This window comes from Austwickia chelonae (assembly GCF_003391095.1).
Lineage (GTDB): Bacteria > Actinomycetota > Actinomycetes > Actinomycetales > Dermatophilaceae > Austwickia > Austwickia chelonae_A.
This window is the reverse complement of sequence record NZ_CP031447.1, coordinates 419,037-437,868: the sequence shown is the minus strand read 5'-3', so window position 1 is coordinate 437,868 and position 18,832 is coordinate 419,037. Positions and strand designations below refer to the sequence as shown.

Genomic DNA, 18,832 nt, shown 5'->3' with positions numbered 1-18,832 from the left:
TCCACTCCTCCGGTCGAGAAGATTGCCAGCCTCTCCTGCCTCCACCGTCCGGACTTCCCCGCACTCGGACGGACATTCCCACACCCACAACGACCTTCAGGACAGACCTCATGACCATCCCCTCCTATCGCACCGAGCAACGCACGCCAGCGCCGTACCCCCCGCTGAAGGTCGCCCTGATCACCATGGGGCTGTGCCTCACCTGGATCGCGGTCTCCTTGTTCTTCAGCCTTTTCGCTCCGGGCACCTATGAGGAAGCCGGTAAGGACGCACGACTCTTCATCCTGCGGCTCGGCATCCCGATGATCACCATCAGCATCATCGCGACCTACTTCCTCCTCCGCCGGGGCACTTTCCACCGGCTGTGGCGTGAACCCACCAGCGTTCCCCAGGCCCCGAAGTGGATGTACGGGCTCGCTGTCATCCCCGTGGTCGGTGCGGTCGCCGGAGTCTTCTTCCAGATCGGCAATATCTTCCAGGGCAAGGCCCCCTTGGCCCTGGCCGCTGTGGTGACACTCTGCGCCGTCGGATACGTCGAAGAGCTCGTCTGCCGGGGCTTCGTCATCGACGAGATGCGCCGTGGCGGTTTCAGCGAATTGCACACCGCGCTCTTCAGCTGCCTGCTCTTCGGTTCCTGGCATCTGCCCAATGCCTTCATCGGGGTACCGATCGGCACGGTGATCATCCAGTTCTTCGCAAGCGCCCTGCTGGGAAGCCTGTTCTACTTCCTGCGCCGAAGCACCCGGAAACTCTGGCCCGGGGCCGCCGCTCACGCCGGCTGGGACATGATGGCCTTCTCCTTGGGTTCCTGACCCCTTTCCGGCACCACCGAGTGGTTGCCGGGACAGCAGTCGAAGAGCGGTGGGGGCCGCGACCGTGAACGGTCGCGGCCCCCACCGCTCTTCGACGTCCGGGTCACAGGGCGTCAGGGTACAGGCCCTTCGCGACGGCTTTGACCGCGTCGACGTTCCCCAGCACACCGGGCATCACATCGGTGGATTTCAGGTTGACCAGGCGGTTCTCCTTGACCGCGGTCACCTGCGGGAAGGTGGCGACCAGGTAGTCACGGGCCTTCGCACCCAGCTCGGGGGTCTGCGTCGCGAAGACGATGGCGTCGGGATTCTTCGCCAGGAGGGTCTCCGGGGAGATCGCGGCGGCGAAGAACTTCTTGAACTCTTCGTCGGTCGGTGTGAACTGATTGTCCCCACCGGCCCGTTTGATGATGTCGTACTCGACTCCGGCGCCGATCGCGCTGATCTTGCCCTCGTCGACGAAGAGCTGCACGACGGTCGGCTTCTTCTTGCCTGCGACGGCTTTGTCGACCGTGTCCAGATCGGCGGACGTCCGGTCGGCCAGCTCTTTGGCTTCTTTCTCCTTGCCGAGCAGCTTGCCCAGGTTCTTGATGTCCTCCAAGGTGTCGGTGACCGTCGCCGAGGCGCGCCGGGTCGTACAGCCGCCGGTGGAGATGTACGAGCTCGCCCCGGCCTGGGACAACTGGTCCCGGGAGGCGAAGCCTTGTTCGGCGTTGAATTCGTAGGAGGTCGGCGCCAGGACCAGGTCGGGGTTGACCGACATCAGCTTTTCCCGGGCCGGTGGTTTGCTGTCGCTGAGCAGTTGGGCTTTGTCGTTCGTGATGCTTTCGCTGATCTTTCCGGCGCGGTTCTGCGCCTCACCGACGATCTTGTCGGCCGCACCGAGTTTCACGACGAGGTCGGTCAGCCCGGGGGTCATCGTGACGATCCGCTCCGGGGTCTTGGCCGGATTCACCGTCTTGCCGCAGTTCTGTACGGAAGCGGCAGAGTTCGAGGAGGATTTCGTACCGGCGTTGTCGACGCCCTGCCCGCATCCGGCGAGGAGGAGAACGAGGACGGCCGGTGCGGCCAGCAGGCCGGGACGGGGTCGGGCGAGGGCCATGACGGTCCTTTCAGGAGGGGTGGAGAGTGGAGTGTGCGTGGTCATCGTGGTCCGACGCCGGAGGCGGCCATCGGAGCTGTTTTCCCGGGTCGGTCGACGGCGATGACCGTCCGGCCGGTGCGGGGGTGGACGACGTGGTGGGTGGTCACGCGGAAGACCGGGTCGAGGGTGTCCGGGGTGAGGACGTCCTCGGGGGTTCCGTGGGCGGCGACCGAGCCGTCGACCAAGAGCGCGAGCATGTCGCAGTACTGGGCGGCGAGGTTCATGTCGTGCAGGGCGGCGAGCACGGTGACCCCGCGCGCGGCGACCCGTTCGAGCAGGTCGATCTGGTAGCCGACGTCCAGGTGGTTGGTGGGCTCGTCGAGGATGAGCAGCGGGGTCTGTTGAGCGAAGGCACGGGCGAGGAGGACGCGTTGTTTCTCGCCGCCGGAGAGCGAGCTGAAGATCCGGTTGGCCAGGTGGGTCGCCTCGACGTCGGCGAGGGCCTCGGCGACGATGTCCCGGTCCTGGTCGGAGTCGGCTCCGAAGCCGGACTGGTGGGGGGTGCGTCCGAGCATGACGACTTCTTCGACGTGCATGGAGAAGTCGCTGCTGTGTTCTTGGATCATGACGGCGACCAGCTTGGCGAGTTCGCGTGAGCGCAGGGTGGCGATGTCGGTGCCGTCGATATTGATCCGGCCGACCGCGGGGCGGGTCATGCCGCAGGCGGCCCGGATGAGGGTGGATTTTCCGGATCCGTTCGGGCCGAGCAGGCCGAGGCAGCGTCCTGAAGGAATGTCGAGGGTGATGTCGTCGACGATGCGGCGACCGCCGAGATCGACGCTGACACCCTGGATGTTCATGGTGGCGGGGATCATCGGTTCATTCCTCCTCGGACGGCTCCGGCGGTGCGCATGATCCACAGGAAGAAGGGCGCACCGAGGACGGCGGTGACGATGCCGATGGGGATCTCGACGGGGTCGGCGATGGTGCGGGCCAGCAGGTCGCAGACCATGAGCAGGACGGCTCCGGCCAGGACGGTGACCGGGAGGGTACGTCGGTGGTCGGAGCCGACGAGGATCCGGGTGACGTGGGGGACGACCAGGCCGACGAAGCCGATACCGCCGGCGACGGCGACGGAGGTGCCGGTGAGGAGGGCGGCGGCGGCCAGGGTGAGTCGCCGGGTGCGTTGGACGTCGACGCCCAGGGATGTGGCTGATTCATCGCCGACGAGCATGGCGTTGAGGACGCGGCTGCGGCTGATGGCGACGAGGGCGACGGCGACGAGGGCGATCAGTGGCCAGATGACTTTCTCGAAGTTCGCTCCGGAGACCGATCCGAGGGTGAAGTAGAGAACGCTGTAGACGTTCTGGGCTTCGGTGCTGATGGTGAGGTAGTTGGTCAGGGCAGCGAGGAGAGTGCCCAGCGCGACTCCGGCGAGGATGAGTCGCTGGGGGCTGATGATGCCGTCCTGGCTGGCCAGGATGTGGACGAGGACGGTGGCCAGGAGGGCCCCGGCGAAGGCGGCGGCGCTCAGGGAGAGACCGGCGACAGCAGCGCTGCCGAAGACGATGACGAGGACGGCCCCGAGTCCGGCGCCGGAGGAGACGCCGAGGACATAGGGCTCGGCGAGGGGGTTGCGGACGACGGCTTGCAGGAGCGCTCCGGCCAGGGCGAGGCAGGCTCCGACGACGCCGGCGAGGAGGGTGCGGGGCAGTCGGAAGTTCCAGACGGCTTGGTCCTGCGCGGGGCTGAGGCTGCCGTCGGTCATCCAGCTCAGGCCGGGGACGAGGTGTCCGGCGACGAGTTGGGCGGCTTCGGTGAAGGTGGTCCTCAGTGGTCCGGTCGCTCCGGAGACGATGATCAGGACGGGGATGGCGAGCGCGAGCACCACGGACAGCAGGTGGGCTCTGCGGGTGAGGCGGCGGGTCGAGGACACCGCCCCATCATAGAGTGAGAATCATTATTACTTTCAGGTGAAGGCCACCCCGCACCGTCATCCCCGACAGATCAAGAACTCTCAAACCTCGTCACCGATCCGGAAGCATTCACCCCCGCGCCCGGGAATGCACCCGCGCCACAGCAGCCACAAAACGCTCATGCACCCCCGCATCCCGCACCGCCACCCGGATCCACGACTCCCCCAACCCCGGGAAGGTCTCCCCACGACGGACAGCGAAACCCTCAGCAGCCAACGCCTCCCTCACCGAACCCGAACCCCAGGCCGACGTATCCACCAGGACGAACGGACCCTGCGCAGGAGTGACCACCTCAGCACCGACCGCGCGCAGGCGCGCCACCAGATCGTCCCGCTCCACCGGAAGACGACGCGCATCCTCAGCAGCAACCTGCTGCGCCGACGCGGTCAACGTCGCCAGCCCCGCCCGGATCGCCGGGGTCGACACCGACCACGGCGGCTGCTGGGCCGCCAGCCCGGCCACCAACTCCGGATCGCCCACCACGTAGCCCGCCCGAAGGCCTGCGATCCCCCACGTCTTCGTCAACGACCGCAACACCAGCACCCCGGCCAGATCACCCGGCCGGATCAACGACTCCGGCTCCCCCGGCACCGCATCCATGAAGGCCTCGTCCACCACCAGGACCCGGCCGGGCCGACGCAGCGCATCCAGGACCGACGCCGGATGCAGGACCGATGTCGGATTCGTGGGATTACCGACCACCACCAGGTCCGCATCATCGGCGATCGCCCCCGGGTCCAGACGGAAACCATGACCTGCGGTCAACACGTGACGGCGCACCCGCCGCCCCGCCGCGGTCAAAGCAGCCTCCGGCTCGGTGAACTGAGGATGCACCACCACCGGCATCGACGCGGCGACGGCCCGCGCCACCAACGTAAAAGCCTCCGCACCACCAGCCGTGGGCAGCACCGACTCCACCGGCACCCCGTGATGCGCCGCCAAGGCCTCCCGCAACGGCCGCACATCCGGATAGGCCGCCCAGTCGGCATCCTCGACCACCGCCTGCACCAAGACGTCCGGGGTACGTGCCGGGCGGACGTTCACCGCCAGATCGACCAGCCCCGGTGCAAGATCGTCGTCCCCGTGATGGTGCAGGTCCACTGCTCCGGCCGAGGCCACAGCCACCGACACGACATCCTGCGAGGCAGCCTCTGCGCCGGCCCCCGCAAGCAGCCCGATCTGCGCGCCTGCCGCCGGTTCGAAGGCCCGCACCGCCGCCGCGAAATTCCGCACCGAGCGTGGACATCCCGCCCAATGGGTGTGCAGATAACTGGCGTGGACCGTTGGCCGCCCCGTCCCCGCAGGGTCGGCCGACACCCCGTCCTCCCGTCCGTCCAGTTCCCAAGCCGCCGACCACGCCCCGGAGCCCAGACCGCCCTCGGGAAGACATACCTGCGTGCGGTGGAACTCATGTCCGGCGACCTCCTCCCCCTGCGCGGCGACCAGCAGATCCGCTGGAGCCACCCCCCGCCGATAACCCATCGTCAAACGAGGCGCCATCGCCGCCTCCACCGGCAAAGCCCCTGTCATGGGCACGCCGTCGACCGTCCGGCACAGGTAGAGCAGCCCCGCGCACTCGGCGACCGTCGGCATCCCCGCCACCACGGCATCGGCGATCTGCGCCCGCAGAGCCTCATTGGCGGTGAGTTCGGCAGCATGAACCTCCGGGAATCCCCCACCCAGGTAGAGCCCCCGGGTGCCTTCAGGCAGGCTCGGGTCACGCAACGGGTCGAAGACGACCGGCGTACATCCTGCGGCGGCGAGCAGCTCAGTGGTCTCCGCGTACCGGAAGGTGAAGGCCCGGCCTCCGGCGACCGCGACCACCGGACGTTCGGCATCTGATCCGGCGGCACCCGGCCCGGCACCGGACTGAACGTCCGCGACCAGGGAGGTCTCGTCCGCGGACAGGGCTGCGACCGGATCCCAGGCCGGTCCGGGCAGCGGTGGCGCCGAACGGGCCAAGTCGAGCAGAAGATCCAGATCGACCCGGTCGACGACATGGTCGGCGAGCGCTTCCAGCACGGCCGAGGATTCCGGCCGTTCCTCAGCAGGGACCAACCCCAGGTGGCGGGAAGGGGATTCGATCTTCCGGTCGCGAGGCAGCGCGCCGACGACCGGCATCCCGATCTCGTCGAGGACCCGTCTGATCTCGGCCTCGTGCCGAGGCGAACCCACCTGGTTGAGGATGACCCCCGCCACCGTGACCGACGGGTCGAAGGATGCCAGCCCCTGGACGACCGCGCCGACGGTGCGAGACACGTGACGGACGTCGACGACGAGGACCACCGGGCTGTCGGTCAAGGCCGCTACATGCGCCGTCGACGCGAAACCCGCAGTGCCCAGGCGGCCGTCGTACAAACCCATGACTCCTTCGATGACGGCGACATCGCAGGGTTTCGGGGTGCGCGCGCCGTGGAGCAGCAGCGGGGTGACGAGTTCCTCACCGACGAGGAAAGGGTCGAGGTTCCGGCCTGGCCGTCCAGCGGCCAACGAGTGGTAGCCGGGATCGATGTAGTCGGGGCCCACCTTCGCCGGGGCCACCTCCAGACCGCGCCGGCGCAGCGCCGCCATCACCCCGATGGTGACCGTGGTCTTGCCGTGGCCGGAGGCCGGAGCCGCGATCACCAGACGTGGAAGGGTGACGGCTTCGGTCATGTTCTCTCCTGAGCGGTCCAGGCCTGCGCGACGGCCTCGAGCGTGCGCGGACGCCCCGGCAGGCCCACCCTGCGCGCCAGTTCCAAGGGCCAGGGCCGCGCCAGACCGGCACGTCCCAACAATGCCGCATCGTCCAACAGCTCGGTGACCGGCCCCGAGGTCACCGTTCCCGAGTGCACCACGGCGGCGTCATCGGCCCAGGACAAGGCCAAATCGACGTCATGGGTGGACAGGGCGACCGTCGTCCCGGCTGCTTCGAGACGTTCCAGTGCGGTGAGCATCGCGGCGGTCCCGGCCGGATCCAACCCGGCCGTCGGCTCGTCCAGCAGAAGCACCCGGGGTCGCATGGCCACCGCACCGGCCGTGGCCACCCGTTTACGTTCCCCGTAGGACAGCTGATGCGTAGGACGTTCCGCGAGATGCGAGGCCCCGACCAGGGCGAGGGCTTCGTCAACGCGGGTACGGACCTCCTCGACGGGCAGGCCGAGGTTCATCGGGCCGAAGGAGACGTCCTGGGCGACGTCTGCGGAGAACAACTGATCGTCCGGGTCCTGCAGGACCAGCTGCACCTCGGTGCGATGGGTGCGTAACCCTGCCCGGTCGTAGGTCAACGTACGGTGACCGGCAACGATCCGTCCGGATGTGGGCCGGTGCGCCCCGGAGAGGCAACGCAACAAGGTGGTCTTCCCCGAACCATTGGCACCGAGCAGCACAAGCCGTCGACCTGCGGGGACATGAAGGTCCAAGCCGCGCAGCACCGGTTCAGCGCCTGGGTGCCCGGCGACGAGGCCGTGCACGGTTACCACAGCAGAAGTCACCGGGATACCCCCGCCCACCAGGCGTGCTCCCCGAGCCCGTACCACGTCCACAAGGCGGTGACTGCCCAGATCATGAGCAGACCGGCTACTGTGGCGGCGAGGAAGAACGGTGAGCTCTCCCGCTGCCGGGGAAGGGTGATCAGATCACCGTCGTAGCCTCGCCCGGCCAAACCGTCGGACAGCCTGGCCGCCCGCGCCCAGGAACGCACCAGGACCACACCGACCAGCGCCCCTGTCGTCTCCATCCGCCCCTGCCAGACCGACCGGCCAGGACGCCCCACCGGCGCCGTCCCGAGCCGTCCTGCCTGGGCTTCACGCACGGTGACCACGGTGTCGAGCAGAACGAAACACCACCGGTAGATCAACGCTGCCACGTCCAAGCAGGCCTCGGGCACCCGCAGGCGGCGACTTGCGGTGACCAGGTCGACCACGGGAGTCGTGGTCGCCAAGACCATGACCGCAGCAGCTCCGGCGACGCCGTGGACGACCAGGGCGACGGCCCGCGCTGCACCGTCCGGACCGACCGACAGCGCGCCCCAGGACCACCAGGCGTCGGCGGTCGAGGGTCCGACAGCCACCGCCACCGGCACGGCACCCAGCACGGTGAAGAGCACCGGAACCACCATCGCTTCGACGAACAGACGTCCGGGCACCCGGGCCGGGCCGACCAGGACCGCCGTGGAGGCCAGCGCAGCGAGAACACCGCCGGGCAACACCGGCGCGAACAAAGCTGTTCCGATCAGTCCGGCGCTCAGCAGAGCTTTGTCCCGGACGGCGCGATGACGCCACGGGCTGGTCCACGCGGCGTCATCGAGGGAGGTCAGACGGATGGACACTCAGGGTCGGCCTGTCGATGCCGCAGCCGGTCCGGTCTCCGAGCGGGTTTCGTGAGCTCCGCGACGCCCGTGCAGCCTACCGACCGCGTACCCGAAGATCAGCCCGCCCAGTGCGGCCTGGGCAGCGAAGAGACCCGATTCGACTTCACCGCTGCCGGGCTCGAAGAGTGGCTCGAACCACCGTTGGGCGCCGTCCTTCTCCAACATGGCGCTGACTGCGGCGTCCGTCCCGCCGAAGGCTTCTTCTCCGTCGTCTTTCGGGCGGGGCGCCAACGACCAGGACAGGACGGCCAGGGCCACGGCGGCCAGGAGGCAGCAGGCGCTCACCCAGGGGGTTCGGCGCGGCGCGCGGCGGGGGCGTTCAGACATGGGAGGCCTCCGGTTCCGGTGCGCTGTCGGATGTGTGCAGTCCTCGCCGGGCCAGTTCGGGGGCGGCGACTCGGGTGAGGAACCGGAAGACCGCGATGCCGAGGAAGCCTTCGACGAGGGCGAGCGGTATCTGGGTCAGCGCGAATACTCCAAGGAATTTCACTGCTGCTCCAATGAACCCACCAGATGCGTCGGGGTAGGCGAGGGCCAGCTGCAGGCTGGTCGTCACATAGGTCGCCAGGTTCGCGACCGCCATCGCCACGAAGACGCCGATTTCTGCGGGCAGGCGCAGGCGGCGGGCCGCGACGAAGCAGGCGTATCCGCACCAGGGGCCGATGATCGCCATCGAGAAGATGTTCGCGCCGAGTGTCGTCAGCCCGCCGTGGGCGAGGAGCAACGCTTGGAAGAGCAGGACTACCCCGCCGAGGAAGGCCATGACCGGTGGGCGGAAGATCACTGCGCCCAGTCCTGTGCCGGTGGGATGGGAGGAGCTGCCGGTCACCGAGGGCAGTTTGATGGCGGAGAGCACCAGGGTGAAGGCTCCCGCAGCAGCCAGCAGCAGCCGGTTCTCGGGGTTTTCGCGGGATTCGGCGACCACGGCTCTGGCTCCGTGGACCACGAAGGGCGCGGAGGTCAACGCCCACAGTGCGCAGTGGAGTGGAGGGAGGAATCCCTCGGCGATGTGCATGAGCAGATATCTCCTCTCGAGATGACGCGTCTCGATCGTCGGTTTCTCGTTCTTCCGGAGTTCCTGACTTCCACCGCGTCGATGCGGTGTTCACAGTGGCGCGACCGTGCCGGCTTCGCCCGGCTTCCTCCGAGATGAACGATCAGATATACGCATCGTGGCATATTCGGGCATTTTCGGCCCGGGTCCTCGGTCCTCTGCACCGGCGGGTGTGTGCTCGTCGTACGCTTCCCAGGCAGCAGTGCCGCAGGGGAAAGGCCGGGTGAACGAGCTCATGTGCTTCCACAGCCATGTCGATCGGCTCACCGACGCCGCTGTCGCTCTGGTGAATGCGCTGACGCCTGGGCATGCCGGCGGGCATCCTTTCGAGGCACCCAGCGGGATGGCTCTGGCCGACGCGATCGTGGAGGCGCTGCGTCGTCCGGACTATGCGACCCGGCCTTCGTTGCACGATGCCCGGCTGATCGCGGCATGTGCGGCGCAGGCTCGTACGGTCTTCGAGGCTTTGGAGGCGGGGGACGAGGAGACCGCGGTGGGCACGGTCAATCGGATGTTGGTCGACAGTGATGTCCGTCCGTGTCTGTATCCGACGTCCGGTGGTGGTCACGGTTTGTATTTCCGTGGCCCGGACGGTTCGTTCGGGCGGAGTTGGGTGGCGGGGATCGCGGCGGGTCTGGCGATGGCGGTGGACGGCGATCTGGGTGGTCGGCTCGGGGTGTGTTCGGCTCCGCTGTGTGACCGGGTCTATTTGGATGCCTCACGGAGCGCTCATCGGCGTTTCTGTTCGACTCGCTGTCAGAGCCGGGTCAATTCAGCGGCGCGGCGTCGCCGTCGGGCCGAGTTCGCCCGGCGTCCTGAGTAACCCTCTTCCTTCCTGCACCCTCTTCCCTCCTGCACCCTCTTCCTCACCCTCTTCCCTCCTGCACCCTCTTCCTCACCCTCTTCCCTCCTGCACCCTCTTCCTCACCCCTTTCTCTCCCGTTCCCTCCTGCGCCCTCTTCCCCACCTCTTCTTCACCCTCTTCCCCACCCTTCTCGGAACCTGGGCACCGTACTCGGTGCTCAGGTCAAGGTTGTTCCAAGGTTTCCCGCTGATCTCCCCCATCAACCGGAACCTGAGCACCGAGTACGGTGCCCAGGTTCCGATCCACACCCCGATCTACGCCCCGATCTACGCCCCGATCCACGCCCCGGTCCACACCCCGAACCAAACCCCGGTCCACGCCCCGATCCACGCCCCGATCCAGGGCAGGACGAGGCCGGATGTCCCTGTCCGGATCGTTGGGGGCGCTGGCAGACTGGGCGGAAAGCGCATCCCCTCATCGGCCCAGGAGGCAGCCCCACCATGCAGCCGTCACAGCAGGTACCTCGTTACGACTACCGTCACCTGGGCGCCGACATCTATGACGAGTCCTTCCGGATCATCCGCGCCGAGGCAGACCTGTCCCGTTTCCCTGCCGATGTCGAGCCGCTGGTGGTGCGCATGTGTCATGCCGCTGGTGACCCGTCGATCGCCGACGAGGTCGCTTTCTCCGCGGGGGTCGCGGCGGCAGCCAGGTCGGCATTGCTCGACGGTGCCCCGATCCTGTGTGATTCGACGATGGTCGCTACCGGGATCATCCGGTCCAGGCTCCCCCGCGACAATGACGTCATCTGCCTGTTGGGTGAGCCGGGGCTTGCCGAGGAGGCCCGCGAACGAGGCACCACGAAAACGGCTCGTGCGGTGGAGTGGTGGGTGGAGCGGGGGCTGCTCGACGGCGCGCTCGTCGCCATCGGGAATGCACCGACGGCGCTCTTCCACCTGTTGGAGGGCCTCCACGAAACGTCGGCCCGTCCTGCTGCGGTCTTCGGGATCCCGGTGGGTTTCGTGGGTGCGGCCGAGTCGAAGCAGGCGCTGGTGGAGAGCGAGTTGGGTTTGGAGCACCTGGTGGTGCAGGGCCGACGGGGTGGTTCGGCGGTGACGGTTGCGGCGGTGAATGCGGCGGCTTCGGATTCGGAGCGCTGACCGGTCGCTTTCTCGAACGGTCTGGTGGTTGCCGAGCCGGTGCCCGCCCGGGTCCTGTCCGGCCGGGCACCGGCTCGTCGGTTCAGGTTATTCGTGCAGTGCGCGGAGGAGGGCGTCGCGGACCTGGGCGGAGCGGCGCGGGTCACGGTCGCCGACGACGGCGACGGCGAGTCCTCCGGCGCGTTCTACTGCGGGGGTCCAGGCGGTGCCGCATCGGGCGGCGTCGGCACGGACGCAGAAGGTCTGTGTCCGGCCGGCGAGGTCGACGACCCGTTCGTTGATTGTCGGGTCGTCGGTGCAGGCCAGGACATACCATGCGCCATCCACATCGGAATCTACGAAAAACCTTTGTTGCCAATCAATTTGGCCACAGTCTCGGCGTAATCGCGACAGTCGGGTGGTCAGCTCGGGGGAAACGATCCGTACCCGAGCACCGGCTTCGATCAGACGAGGCACCCGGCGTTCGGCGACCCGTCCGCCGCCGACGACCAGGACGGTACGCCCGTTCAACCGCAGCCCGGCCAGATAGACCGGGGCGTCACCGGTGGCGGTGGTGCCGCACTCGTGAGCGACCTCGTAATAGCGATCAGCGACGACCTCCGCGAGTTCGTCGCAGTCGCCGATCACTTCACCGACCCGAACGGTCACCTCGGGGTGCGCTTGCCTCCACGCGGCCGACTGCTGGTGGGTCCAGGTGCGCAGCATCCCCGGGAACAGGAAGTTCGGTACGACGACGATCCGGCGGTGCCCTAGCACAGCCAACTGGTCCAAGGCTTCGGGCAGCGACGGATGGGTGACTTGGATGTACGCGGGCAGCACGGTCGCCGCGCCGGTGTCCTCCCACAGGAGCCTGGCCAGTGCGGCATGGTCGGCGTTCGCCTGGGGCACTTTCGTCCCGCGCCCCAGCAGGACGACAGCGGTGCCGTCGACCGCCCAGTCACCGGCGGCCTCGACGAGGCGGCGGCGTAGTACGCCGAGGAGTCGCGGGTCGTGGCCGAGCGGTCGGCCGTAGGCGGCGTGGCCTCCTGGAACCCGGGAGGTCCCTTCGGCGATGGCCTCGGGGATGTCTTGTTGCACATGGCATCCGGTGCCGACCATCAGGGGGACGACGACGGCACGGGGGTCTTCGGCGTCCCCCTTCCGAGCGGCGAGCACGTCGGCGAGGGCGTCGGCGATGGGCGGTTCGACCAGTTCGACGTACCCTTCTTCGACGTGGACGCCGGGCAGGTGACGTCGTACCCGGTCGACGAAGGATCGGCAGGTGGCGACGCCTTCGGGGTCGCGGGTCCCGTGGGCGGCGAGCACCAGCGGCAGCGCGCCGGCGGCTGGTTCATTCATGGCGGTCTTCCTCGGCGGATGGTTCGCGCACAGGTGCGGCCGGCGTGGTGGGGTCGGTCGTCTCCGGGGTGCCTGTGGGCGGGTTCTGCTGGGTCGTGGTCTCCGGCATCCACGAGTAGTCGCGGGGGGTCACGATGCGTTTCTCTCCGCCGCCCGAGGTCACATAGGTGGTGGTGCTGGACCCGATGATGACCAGGGAGTTCATGTCGACGTCGTCGGGGGTGAAGTCGGCGAGGGTGCTCATGATCACTCGTTGCCGTGCCCGTTCGGCTTGCATGACGACGGCGACGGGGGTGTCGGCGGGGCGGTGGTCGGCCATGATCTCGAGCACGCGGGGCAGCTGCCAGGTGCGGGTTCGGCTGCGGGGGTTGTAGAGCGCGACGATGAGGTCGCCCTCGGCGGCGGCGACCACGCGTCGTTCGATGGCCTGCCACGTGGTGTGCAGGTCGGACAGGGAGATGATGGCGTGGTCGTGGCCCAGCGGCGCGCCGAGGATCGCGGAGGCGGCCAGGCCTGCGGTGACTCCGGGGACGATGTGGACGTCGATCCCGTCGGTGCCTTGTTCGAGGACGGGGCTGGCCATGGCGTACACGGCGGGGTCGCCGCCGCAGACCAGGGCGACGGATTCTCCGGCGCGGGCACGGTCGATGGCGGCTGAGGTGCGGGCTTGTTCGGTGCCCATCTTGCTGGCGTAGATCTCCACGCCGGGTCGGACCAGGTCGCGGATCTGGCGGACGTACGGGGCGTAGCCGACGACGAAGGTGGCTTCTCGGATGGCGGCGACGGCGCGGGGGGTGAGTAGGTCTCGTACTCCGGGGCCGAGCCCGACGACCCAGAGCCGTCCGCGTGCGGGCAGTCGTCCGATGGCGCAGGTGGCGTCGGTGGTTTTGTGTTTGGGGACGACGAGGTCGGCGCCGCGGGCGAGGACGGAGGCTTCGCTGACGCTGGGGCTGCCGACGTGCCCGTCGACGACGGTGCTGGGGGTGGGGACGTCCTGGTGGGCGAGTTCTTCGGCGGGGTGGTGCTCGAGGGAGAGCCCGAGCCGGGCTGCGAGTTGGATGAGGCCGAGTTCGCCGGCTTTGAGGTCGATGGTGGTCAGTGCGGCGACGGATTCACGGGCGAGTCCGGCTTCGGCGAGGGTGTTTTCGAGGAGTCCGGCCAGGTGGTCGACGTCGGTGCCGGAGTTGCAGCCCATGCCGATGACGAGGGTGCGCGGGTGGAGGACGACGGTGGGCAGGTCGGATTCGGCGAGGATCTGTTCGGCGGCGCGGTCGGTGACGACGATCCGGGCGGCGGGCTCGTCGCTGTCGGATGCGGCTTCGTGGTCGGGTGTCGTCGCAGGAGCACTGGCGTCGATCACATTGCCCGGCAGGGGCGGTAGCGGGCAGCGGTGTTCACGTTCCAGGCGAATGTTTTTCCCGTCGAGCAGGGCCCGGGTGGTTCCGGCGACGTCTCCGCGGTAGGCCCAGCCGAGGGTGTCGAGGGCGGGAATGCCGAGGGAGTCGGTGGCGGTGGTGACGACGGGGGTGCCGTCGAGTGCCCGGGCGATGCGGGTGGCGAGTTCGTTGGCGCCTCCGGCGTGTCCGCCGACCAGGGGGACCGCGAAACGGCCTGCTTCGTCGATGACGACGACGCCGGGGTCAGTTTTCTTGTCCTGCAGGAGAGGCGCGATGATCCGCGTGGTCGCGCCCAGCGCCAGGTGGCTGACGATCAGGTCGCAGTCGTGCCAGGCTCGGGGCAGGGCGTCGGCGGCCGGTCCTTCGTACCAGGTGGTTCTGCCGAGGGCCTGGTCGAGTTCTTCTGCGCGGGCGCGGGAGGCCGGTGAGCTGCCCACGATCTGTCCGATGCGGGGGCTGTCTCCGGGCGCGTCCTGCGCATCGGGGTGGTTCACTGCTGCTCCTGCTCCAGATCGAGGGTGATCAGGTAGTCGTGGCGGGTGCTTCCGGCGTCGCCGGTGATGGCCAGGTGTTCGACGACGGCGTCGCCGGGCAGGCCTGCGTCGTCGAGGGCGTGGGCGCAGGCCTGGGCGGTGTTCTCGTCGGCGAGGAGGACCAGTCGGCGTGGCGTGCGTCCGGTCAGCAGGGATACCTGGCGGGGGTCGTCGAGGACGACGAGGTCGGCTTCACCGGCTGCGGGGGCGGGTGCTTCGGCCGTGTCGGTGGGCAGTTCCAGGACGGCGGCGCCGGTGCGGGCGGCCAGCCCACGGATCTGGCCAACCAGTCCGCTTGAGCACCAGACTGTTTCTCCGAGGACGGGGAGGTGTCTCCCCCAGATGAGGCTGAGTCCGTCGCGGGTCGGCCCGGCGGCGGGCATCACGGTGTCACCGGCGCGTTCGGGGTGCCGGTCGAGGGCGGCGGAGGCGGGGCGGGGACCGCCGACGTAGGCGGTCGGTTTGCCGAGGGCGTCCGGGCTGTCCGGGGTGCTGTCGAGGACGAGGACGACGTTGGGTTGGGCGATGTCTTCTGCGGTCAGCGTGCGGGCTGCTGTTCCGTCGAAGGTGCGGACACGTTCGTCGTCCTCACCGAGACGTTCGGCGAGGACGTACCAGCGGGGGAGGTCGGCGAGTCCGGCGGCGATCTCGCAGAGTCCTTGGCCGGGGGCGGTGAGCAGGGCGACTTTGGGCAGGGCCCGGCAGGCCGCCAGTGCCGGGCCGATGCCGTGTCCGTGGGCGCTGACGACTTGGGCGTCGTCCCAGGGCAGTCCGACGGCGGCGAAGGCGTGGGCGATGGAGGAGGTTCCGGGGTGGACCCGGCAGGTCAGCCCGGCGGCGCGGAAGCGTCGGACGACACCGTAGAAGAGGGGGTCGCCGCTGGCGAGGACGACGGCGGGCCCGGCGTCGGGGTCGGCCTGGTGGGCGATGAGTCGCTCGATGGCGGGGAGTACCCGGCCGAGCACGACTCGCCGTTCGTCGGGGACGTTCAGGCTGTCGAGGGCTCGGGTTCCGGCGACGACGAGGGTCGCTTCGGCGCAGGCGCGACGGACGTCGTCGGGTGGTGATCCGAGGTAGCCGTAGACCTCGATCATCGTGTTTCCTCCGCTGTGTGTTGTGGGTCGGTGGCGACGCCGAGGGCACCGTGTCGGTGTAGTTCGTCCTGGGCGGCCGGGTCGGCGGCGCGGTATTCGTGGCGGAAGCCGGGGTGGTAGAGGTGGCTGCGCGCTGAGATGGGTCCTTCGGCGAGGGCTGGTCCGACGAGCACGATGGTGTGTTTCCAGAGGTGGTGTTCGTGCATGGTCGCGGAGAGTTCGTCGAGTCGGCAGCGCATGATCAGTTCGTCTTCCCAGGTCACCCGGTAGCCGATGAGGCAGGGGGTGTCGGAGGGATATCCGCCGGCGAGAAGTTCGTCCTGGAGTTGCCGGTGCCGGGCGGCGGAGAGGTAGAGCGCCATGGTGGTGCCGTGGGTGGCGAAGCCACGGACGGTTTCGCGGGGCGGCATCGGGGTGCGGCCTCCTTCGAGTCGGGTGAGCACGAAGGACTGGCTGATTTCGGGGACGGTGATCTCGTTGTCGGTGCGGGCGGCGGTCGCCGAGTAGGCGGAGATGCCGGGGATCGTTTCGTGGGTGAGGCCGAGCAGGTTGCATTGGTCGCGTTGTTCGGCGGTGGCCCCGTAGATGGAGGGGTCGCCGGTGTGGACGCGGGCGACGAGGAGGCCTTCGTCGCGGGCGCGGATCAGGAGTGGTTCGAGGTCTTCGAGGGAGGCGGAGGCGGAGTCGATGACGAGGGCGTCGGGACGGGCGGCGGCGATGATGCCGGGGTGGACGAGGCTGGACGCCCAGATGACGATGTCGGCTTCGGCGATGATGCGGGCGCCGCGGACGGTGATCAGGTCGGCTGCGCCGGGGCCTGCGCCGACGAAGACGACTTTGCCGGTGCGGGTGTCCTGGTCCGAGGGGTTCGTGTCCGGTGTGGCGGTTTCGTCGGTGGTCACAGTCGTCCTCCGATCTCGGTGCGGGTGGGGGTGGTGAGTGCCGTCGAGAAGTAGGGGACTGTGTTCTCGGTGAGTTCGCTTACCGGGGTGATCTTTTCGCGGTCGAGGCCGATGTTTTCCCCGATGACGGTGTGGGCGGTGCGACCGGTGTCGGTGAGATGACGCAGCATCTGCGGCAGTTGGCGTCCACCTTTGTAGGCGACCACGGTGTCGGCGAATTCGAGTGCTTGCCGGTACTTTTCGGCACCTGCGGTGATGGGTACGAGCGCGAGTACCTCGGTGCCTTCGACGAGGGGGGTCCCGGCGCTGGCGGCGAGGGCTTGCATGGCGGTGATGCCGGGGACGACCTGGACCTGGACGTCGGGTTGGGCGGCGATGACGTGCTCGGCGAGATAGGAGAAGGTCGAGTAGACGTTGGGGTCGCCGACGGTGGCGAAGACGACGGTGGATGCGCCTTCGGCGTAGGCGTCCAGTGCCGCTTGGGCGGAGGTTTCCCAGGCTTCTCGGCGCCGGTCGGTGACTCCGCTGCGGTCGGCCATGGTGAAGGGGATGCGGCGGATCGCGGGTGCTGTCTGTGGGCAGCAGGCGAGGACGATCTGTTCGGCGCGGCCTGCGTTTCCGCGGGAGGCTTCGGTGGCGGGGACCAGGATGACGTCAGCGTCTTCGAGTGCGCGTACGGCTTTGAGGGTGACGAGTTCGGGGTCGCCGGGGCCGACGCCGATGCCGATCAGTTGTCGACGTGGGTGTGCTGCCGTCTGCGGCGTCGCGCCGTCCACCTGGCCTCCTCAGGTCTACCGCCCGAATGACATGCCGCGTTCGGTGGAGTTCCTGGCTTCCGGCGGGAGACATTGATCGCGTCAGCCGGTCACAGTGGCGGGACCGCCCCGGAGTGGCGCCTGGGCCGGTTGGCCGAGTGCTGCACCGGTGTTCCTCCGTTCCGCACGCTCCGGCCATTTTCGCATGTCATCGGGCGCCTGTACCGGGTCGAAGGTCCTCACCGACCAGCGCGGCTACGTAGCCGCCGCCGTAACCACACCACCCCGCCGATACCCCCGGCCACCACCGCAGCCGCCGCCGTCCCCCACAACGCCACCGCCGCCCAAATAAACCACTTGTCCTTGTCGTACTGCGTGACCGGCGGCTTCTGAGGAGCAACCGGAGCATCCGGCTTAAACGACGGATCCCACTCCCCCATCGACTCCGTATCAAACGAGAACCGATCACTCGTCGCCCCGGCCTTCAACCGGCCCAACGGGTTCTCCTTACTCCCCGCCGGGACATCAGCCGTCACCGCCGCATACGCATCCACCACACCCCACCCACACTTCTCATCCGGCACCGCACCATCACCATTCCGCTTCGCCGTCGCCAACACCCGACGAATCACCTGACCCGCCGAAAGCTCCGGATACTTCGACCGCACCGCAGCCACCACCCCCGACACCACCGCCGTCGCCGACGACGTCCCACCACTCGCGTAATACCCCCCACCCGGCAACGGACCAATCACCGGCACCCCCGGCCTCACCGAAAAAGGCCCACACACCCCATTCCCCTGACCGTAAAGCACGCCATTCGGTTGCCTAGCCACGCCCCGATTCGATTTCGGGTCCAACTGCAGATCCGCCATCACCCCACCCACCTGCAAAACCCCGAAGACCCGCGCCCACGAACCACCATCGGTATCACCGTCATTCCCCGCCCCCGCAACAATCACCACATCCTTCTCCTGCGCCTCCACCAACGCCGCAACCTTCCCGTGACCATCTATCCCCCCCGTCATCGAAAGATTGATCACCTTCGCCCCCCGCCCCACGCAATACCTGATCGCCTTCGTCAACGAATCACTCCACGTCACCCCCAAACTCGCACTCGACGTCACCGAAATCACCCTCGCCTCCGGCGCAGCACCCAACACCCCCTCCGAACGCCCCGGACCAGACCCCAAACCCGCAATAAACCCCGCCATCGACGTCCCGTGATCGCTCGTGGGCTTCAACCCATCAGTCCCCCCTTTCTCCGACGTATCCGTCCCCGCCTCAATACGCACCCCCACCAAATCCGGATGCTTCACATCCACCCCCGAATCCACCAAACACACCGTCACCCCAGCCCCCCGAGACACCACCAACGACCGATCCACCCCCAAACCAGAAATCCACCACGCCCGCTCCCGCGCCAACCGCCCATCCCCCACACTCGCCGACGACGACACAGGAACAGCAACAGGAACCACCGGCACCGCAACCGCCGACAACGGAGCACACCCCACCCCCACCACCGCCACAACCGCACACCACACCCGACCCCAACGACCCACCATCAC

The 18,832-nt window shown here is 68.3% G+C and carries 17 protein-coding genes; 3 read left to right on the top strand and 14 right to left on the bottom strand.

Annotated elements, in window-relative coordinates:
- Window positions 1–110: 110 nt before the first annotated feature.
- Window positions 111–812, top strand: a complete 702-nt coding sequence (locus tag DX923_RS01965) for a CPBP family intramembrane glutamic endopeptidase (RefSeq protein ID WP_116112312.1) — start codon at window positions 111–113, stop codon at window positions 810–812.
- Window positions 813–915: 103 nt separating this feature from the next.
- Here DX923_RS01965 and DX923_RS01960 read toward each other — a convergent pair whose 3' ends face one another.
- From DX923_RS01960 to DX923_RS01925, 8 genes are all read right to left on the bottom strand, one after another.
- Window positions 916–1,914: an ABC transporter substrate-binding protein gene (locus tag DX923_RS01960; RefSeq protein ID WP_116112310.1), complete on the bottom strand. Its 999-nt coding sequence runs from the start codon at window positions 1,912–1,914 to the stop codon at window positions 916–918.
- 41 nt (window positions 1,915–1,955) lie between these two features.
- Window positions 1,956–2,771, bottom strand: coding sequence for an ABC transporter ATP-binding protein (locus tag DX923_RS01955; RefSeq protein WP_116112308.1), 816 nt, complete (start codon window positions 2,769–2,771; stop codon window positions 1,956–1,958).
- Window positions 2,768–3,832, bottom strand: coding sequence for a FecCD family ABC transporter permease (locus DX923_RS01950; RefSeq protein WP_116112307.1), 1,065 nt, complete (start codon window positions 3,830–3,832; stop codon window positions 2,768–2,770). Before DX923_RS01950 ends, DX923_RS01955 begins: the two co-directional genes overlap by 4 nt.
- A gap of 109 nt (window positions 3,833–3,941) precedes the next feature.
- Window positions 3,942–6,527, bottom strand: a complete 2,586-nt coding sequence (locus DX923_RS01945) for a cobyrinate a,c-diamide synthase (protein ID WP_116112305.1) — start codon at window positions 6,525–6,527, stop codon at window positions 3,942–3,944.
- On the bottom strand, window positions 6,524–7,363 hold the full coding sequence (locus tag DX923_RS01940) for an energy-coupling factor ABC transporter ATP-binding protein (protein ID WP_240322702.1): 840 nt from the start codon (window positions 7,361–7,363) through the stop codon (window positions 6,524–6,526). Before DX923_RS01940 ends, DX923_RS01945 begins: the two co-directional genes overlap by 4 nt.
- Window positions 7,342–8,181: a cobalt ECF transporter T component CbiQ gene (gene cbiQ, locus DX923_RS01935; protein ID WP_205413088.1), complete on the bottom strand. Its 840-nt coding sequence runs from the start codon at window positions 8,179–8,181 to the stop codon at window positions 7,342–7,344. The genes DX923_RS01940 and cbiQ overlap by 22 nt, the downstream gene beginning before the upstream one ends.
- Entirely contained in the window at window positions 8,182–8,550 is a 369-nt protein-coding gene (locus DX923_RS01930; RefSeq protein ID WP_116112303.1) for an energy-coupling factor ABC transporter substrate-binding protein, read from the bottom strand.
- Window positions 8,543–9,238 (bottom strand): energy-coupling factor ABC transporter permease, encoded by a 696-nt coding sequence (locus tag DX923_RS01925; protein ID WP_116112301.1) that lies wholly within the window; start codon window positions 9,236–9,238, stop codon window positions 8,543–8,545. Before DX923_RS01925 ends, DX923_RS01930 begins: the two co-directional genes overlap by 8 nt.
- A 262-nt stretch (window positions 9,239–9,500) precedes the next feature.
- Between DX923_RS01925 and DX923_RS01920 the strand changes: the two genes are divergently transcribed.
- Together DX923_RS01920 and DX923_RS01910 are read left to right on the top strand one after the other, a co-directional pair.
- Window positions 9,501–10,100 carry a CGNR zinc finger domain-containing protein gene (locus DX923_RS01920; protein WP_240322701.1) on the top strand — a complete coding sequence of 200 codons (600 nt, stop codon included), beginning with the start codon at window positions 9,501–9,503 and terminating at the stop codon, window positions 10,098–10,100.
- Window positions 10,101–10,582: 482 nt separating this feature from the next.
- Entirely contained in the window at window positions 10,583–11,242 is a 660-nt protein-coding gene (locus tag DX923_RS01910; RefSeq protein WP_116112298.1) for a precorrin-8X methylmutase, read from the top strand.
- An 87-nt stretch (window positions 11,243–11,329) separates the two neighbouring features.
- On the opposite strand, the gene DX923_RS01905 is transcribed toward DX923_RS01910, so the two are convergent.
- The 6 genes from DX923_RS01905 to DX923_RS01880 all read right to left on the bottom strand — a co-directional run bounded on the left by DX923_RS01905 (window position 11,330) and on the right by DX923_RS01880 (window position 18,829).
- The gene (locus DX923_RS01905; protein WP_116112297.1) at window positions 11,330–12,580 is read right to left on the bottom strand and encodes a CbiX/SirB N-terminal domain-containing protein; all 1,251 of its coding nucleotides are present in this window, start codon (window positions 12,578–12,580) and stop codon (window positions 11,330–11,332) included.
- A complete protein-coding gene (cobJ, locus tag DX923_RS01900) occupies window positions 12,573–14,471 on the bottom strand; it encodes a precorrin-3B C(17)-methyltransferase (protein WP_116112295.1) in 1,899 nt (632 codons plus the stop codon). The genes DX923_RS01905 and cobJ overlap by 8 nt, the downstream gene beginning before the upstream one ends.
- Window positions 14,468–15,604, bottom strand: coding sequence for a precorrin-6y C5,15-methyltransferase (decarboxylating) subunit CbiE (gene cbiE / locus DX923_RS16455; RefSeq protein WP_205413087.1), 1,137 nt, complete (start codon window positions 15,602–15,604; stop codon window positions 14,468–14,470). Before cbiE ends, cobJ begins: the two co-directional genes overlap by 4 nt.
- Window positions 15,601–16,506, bottom strand: coding sequence for a precorrin-4 C(11)-methyltransferase (cobM, locus tag DX923_RS01890; protein ID WP_116112293.1), 906 nt, complete (start codon window positions 16,504–16,506; stop codon window positions 15,601–15,603). The genes cbiE and cobM overlap by 4 nt, the downstream gene beginning before the upstream one ends.
- Entirely contained in the window at window positions 16,503–17,282 is a 780-nt protein-coding gene (gene cobI, locus DX923_RS01885; protein ID WP_116112292.1) for a precorrin-2 C(20)-methyltransferase, read from the bottom strand. Before cobI ends, cobM begins: the two co-directional genes overlap by 4 nt.
- Window positions 17,283–17,500: 218 nt before the next feature.
- Entirely contained in the window at window positions 17,501–18,829 is a 1,329-nt protein-coding gene (locus tag DX923_RS01880) for a S8 family serine peptidase (protein WP_205413086.1), read from the bottom strand.
- Window positions 18,830–18,832: the final 3 nt, after the last annotated feature.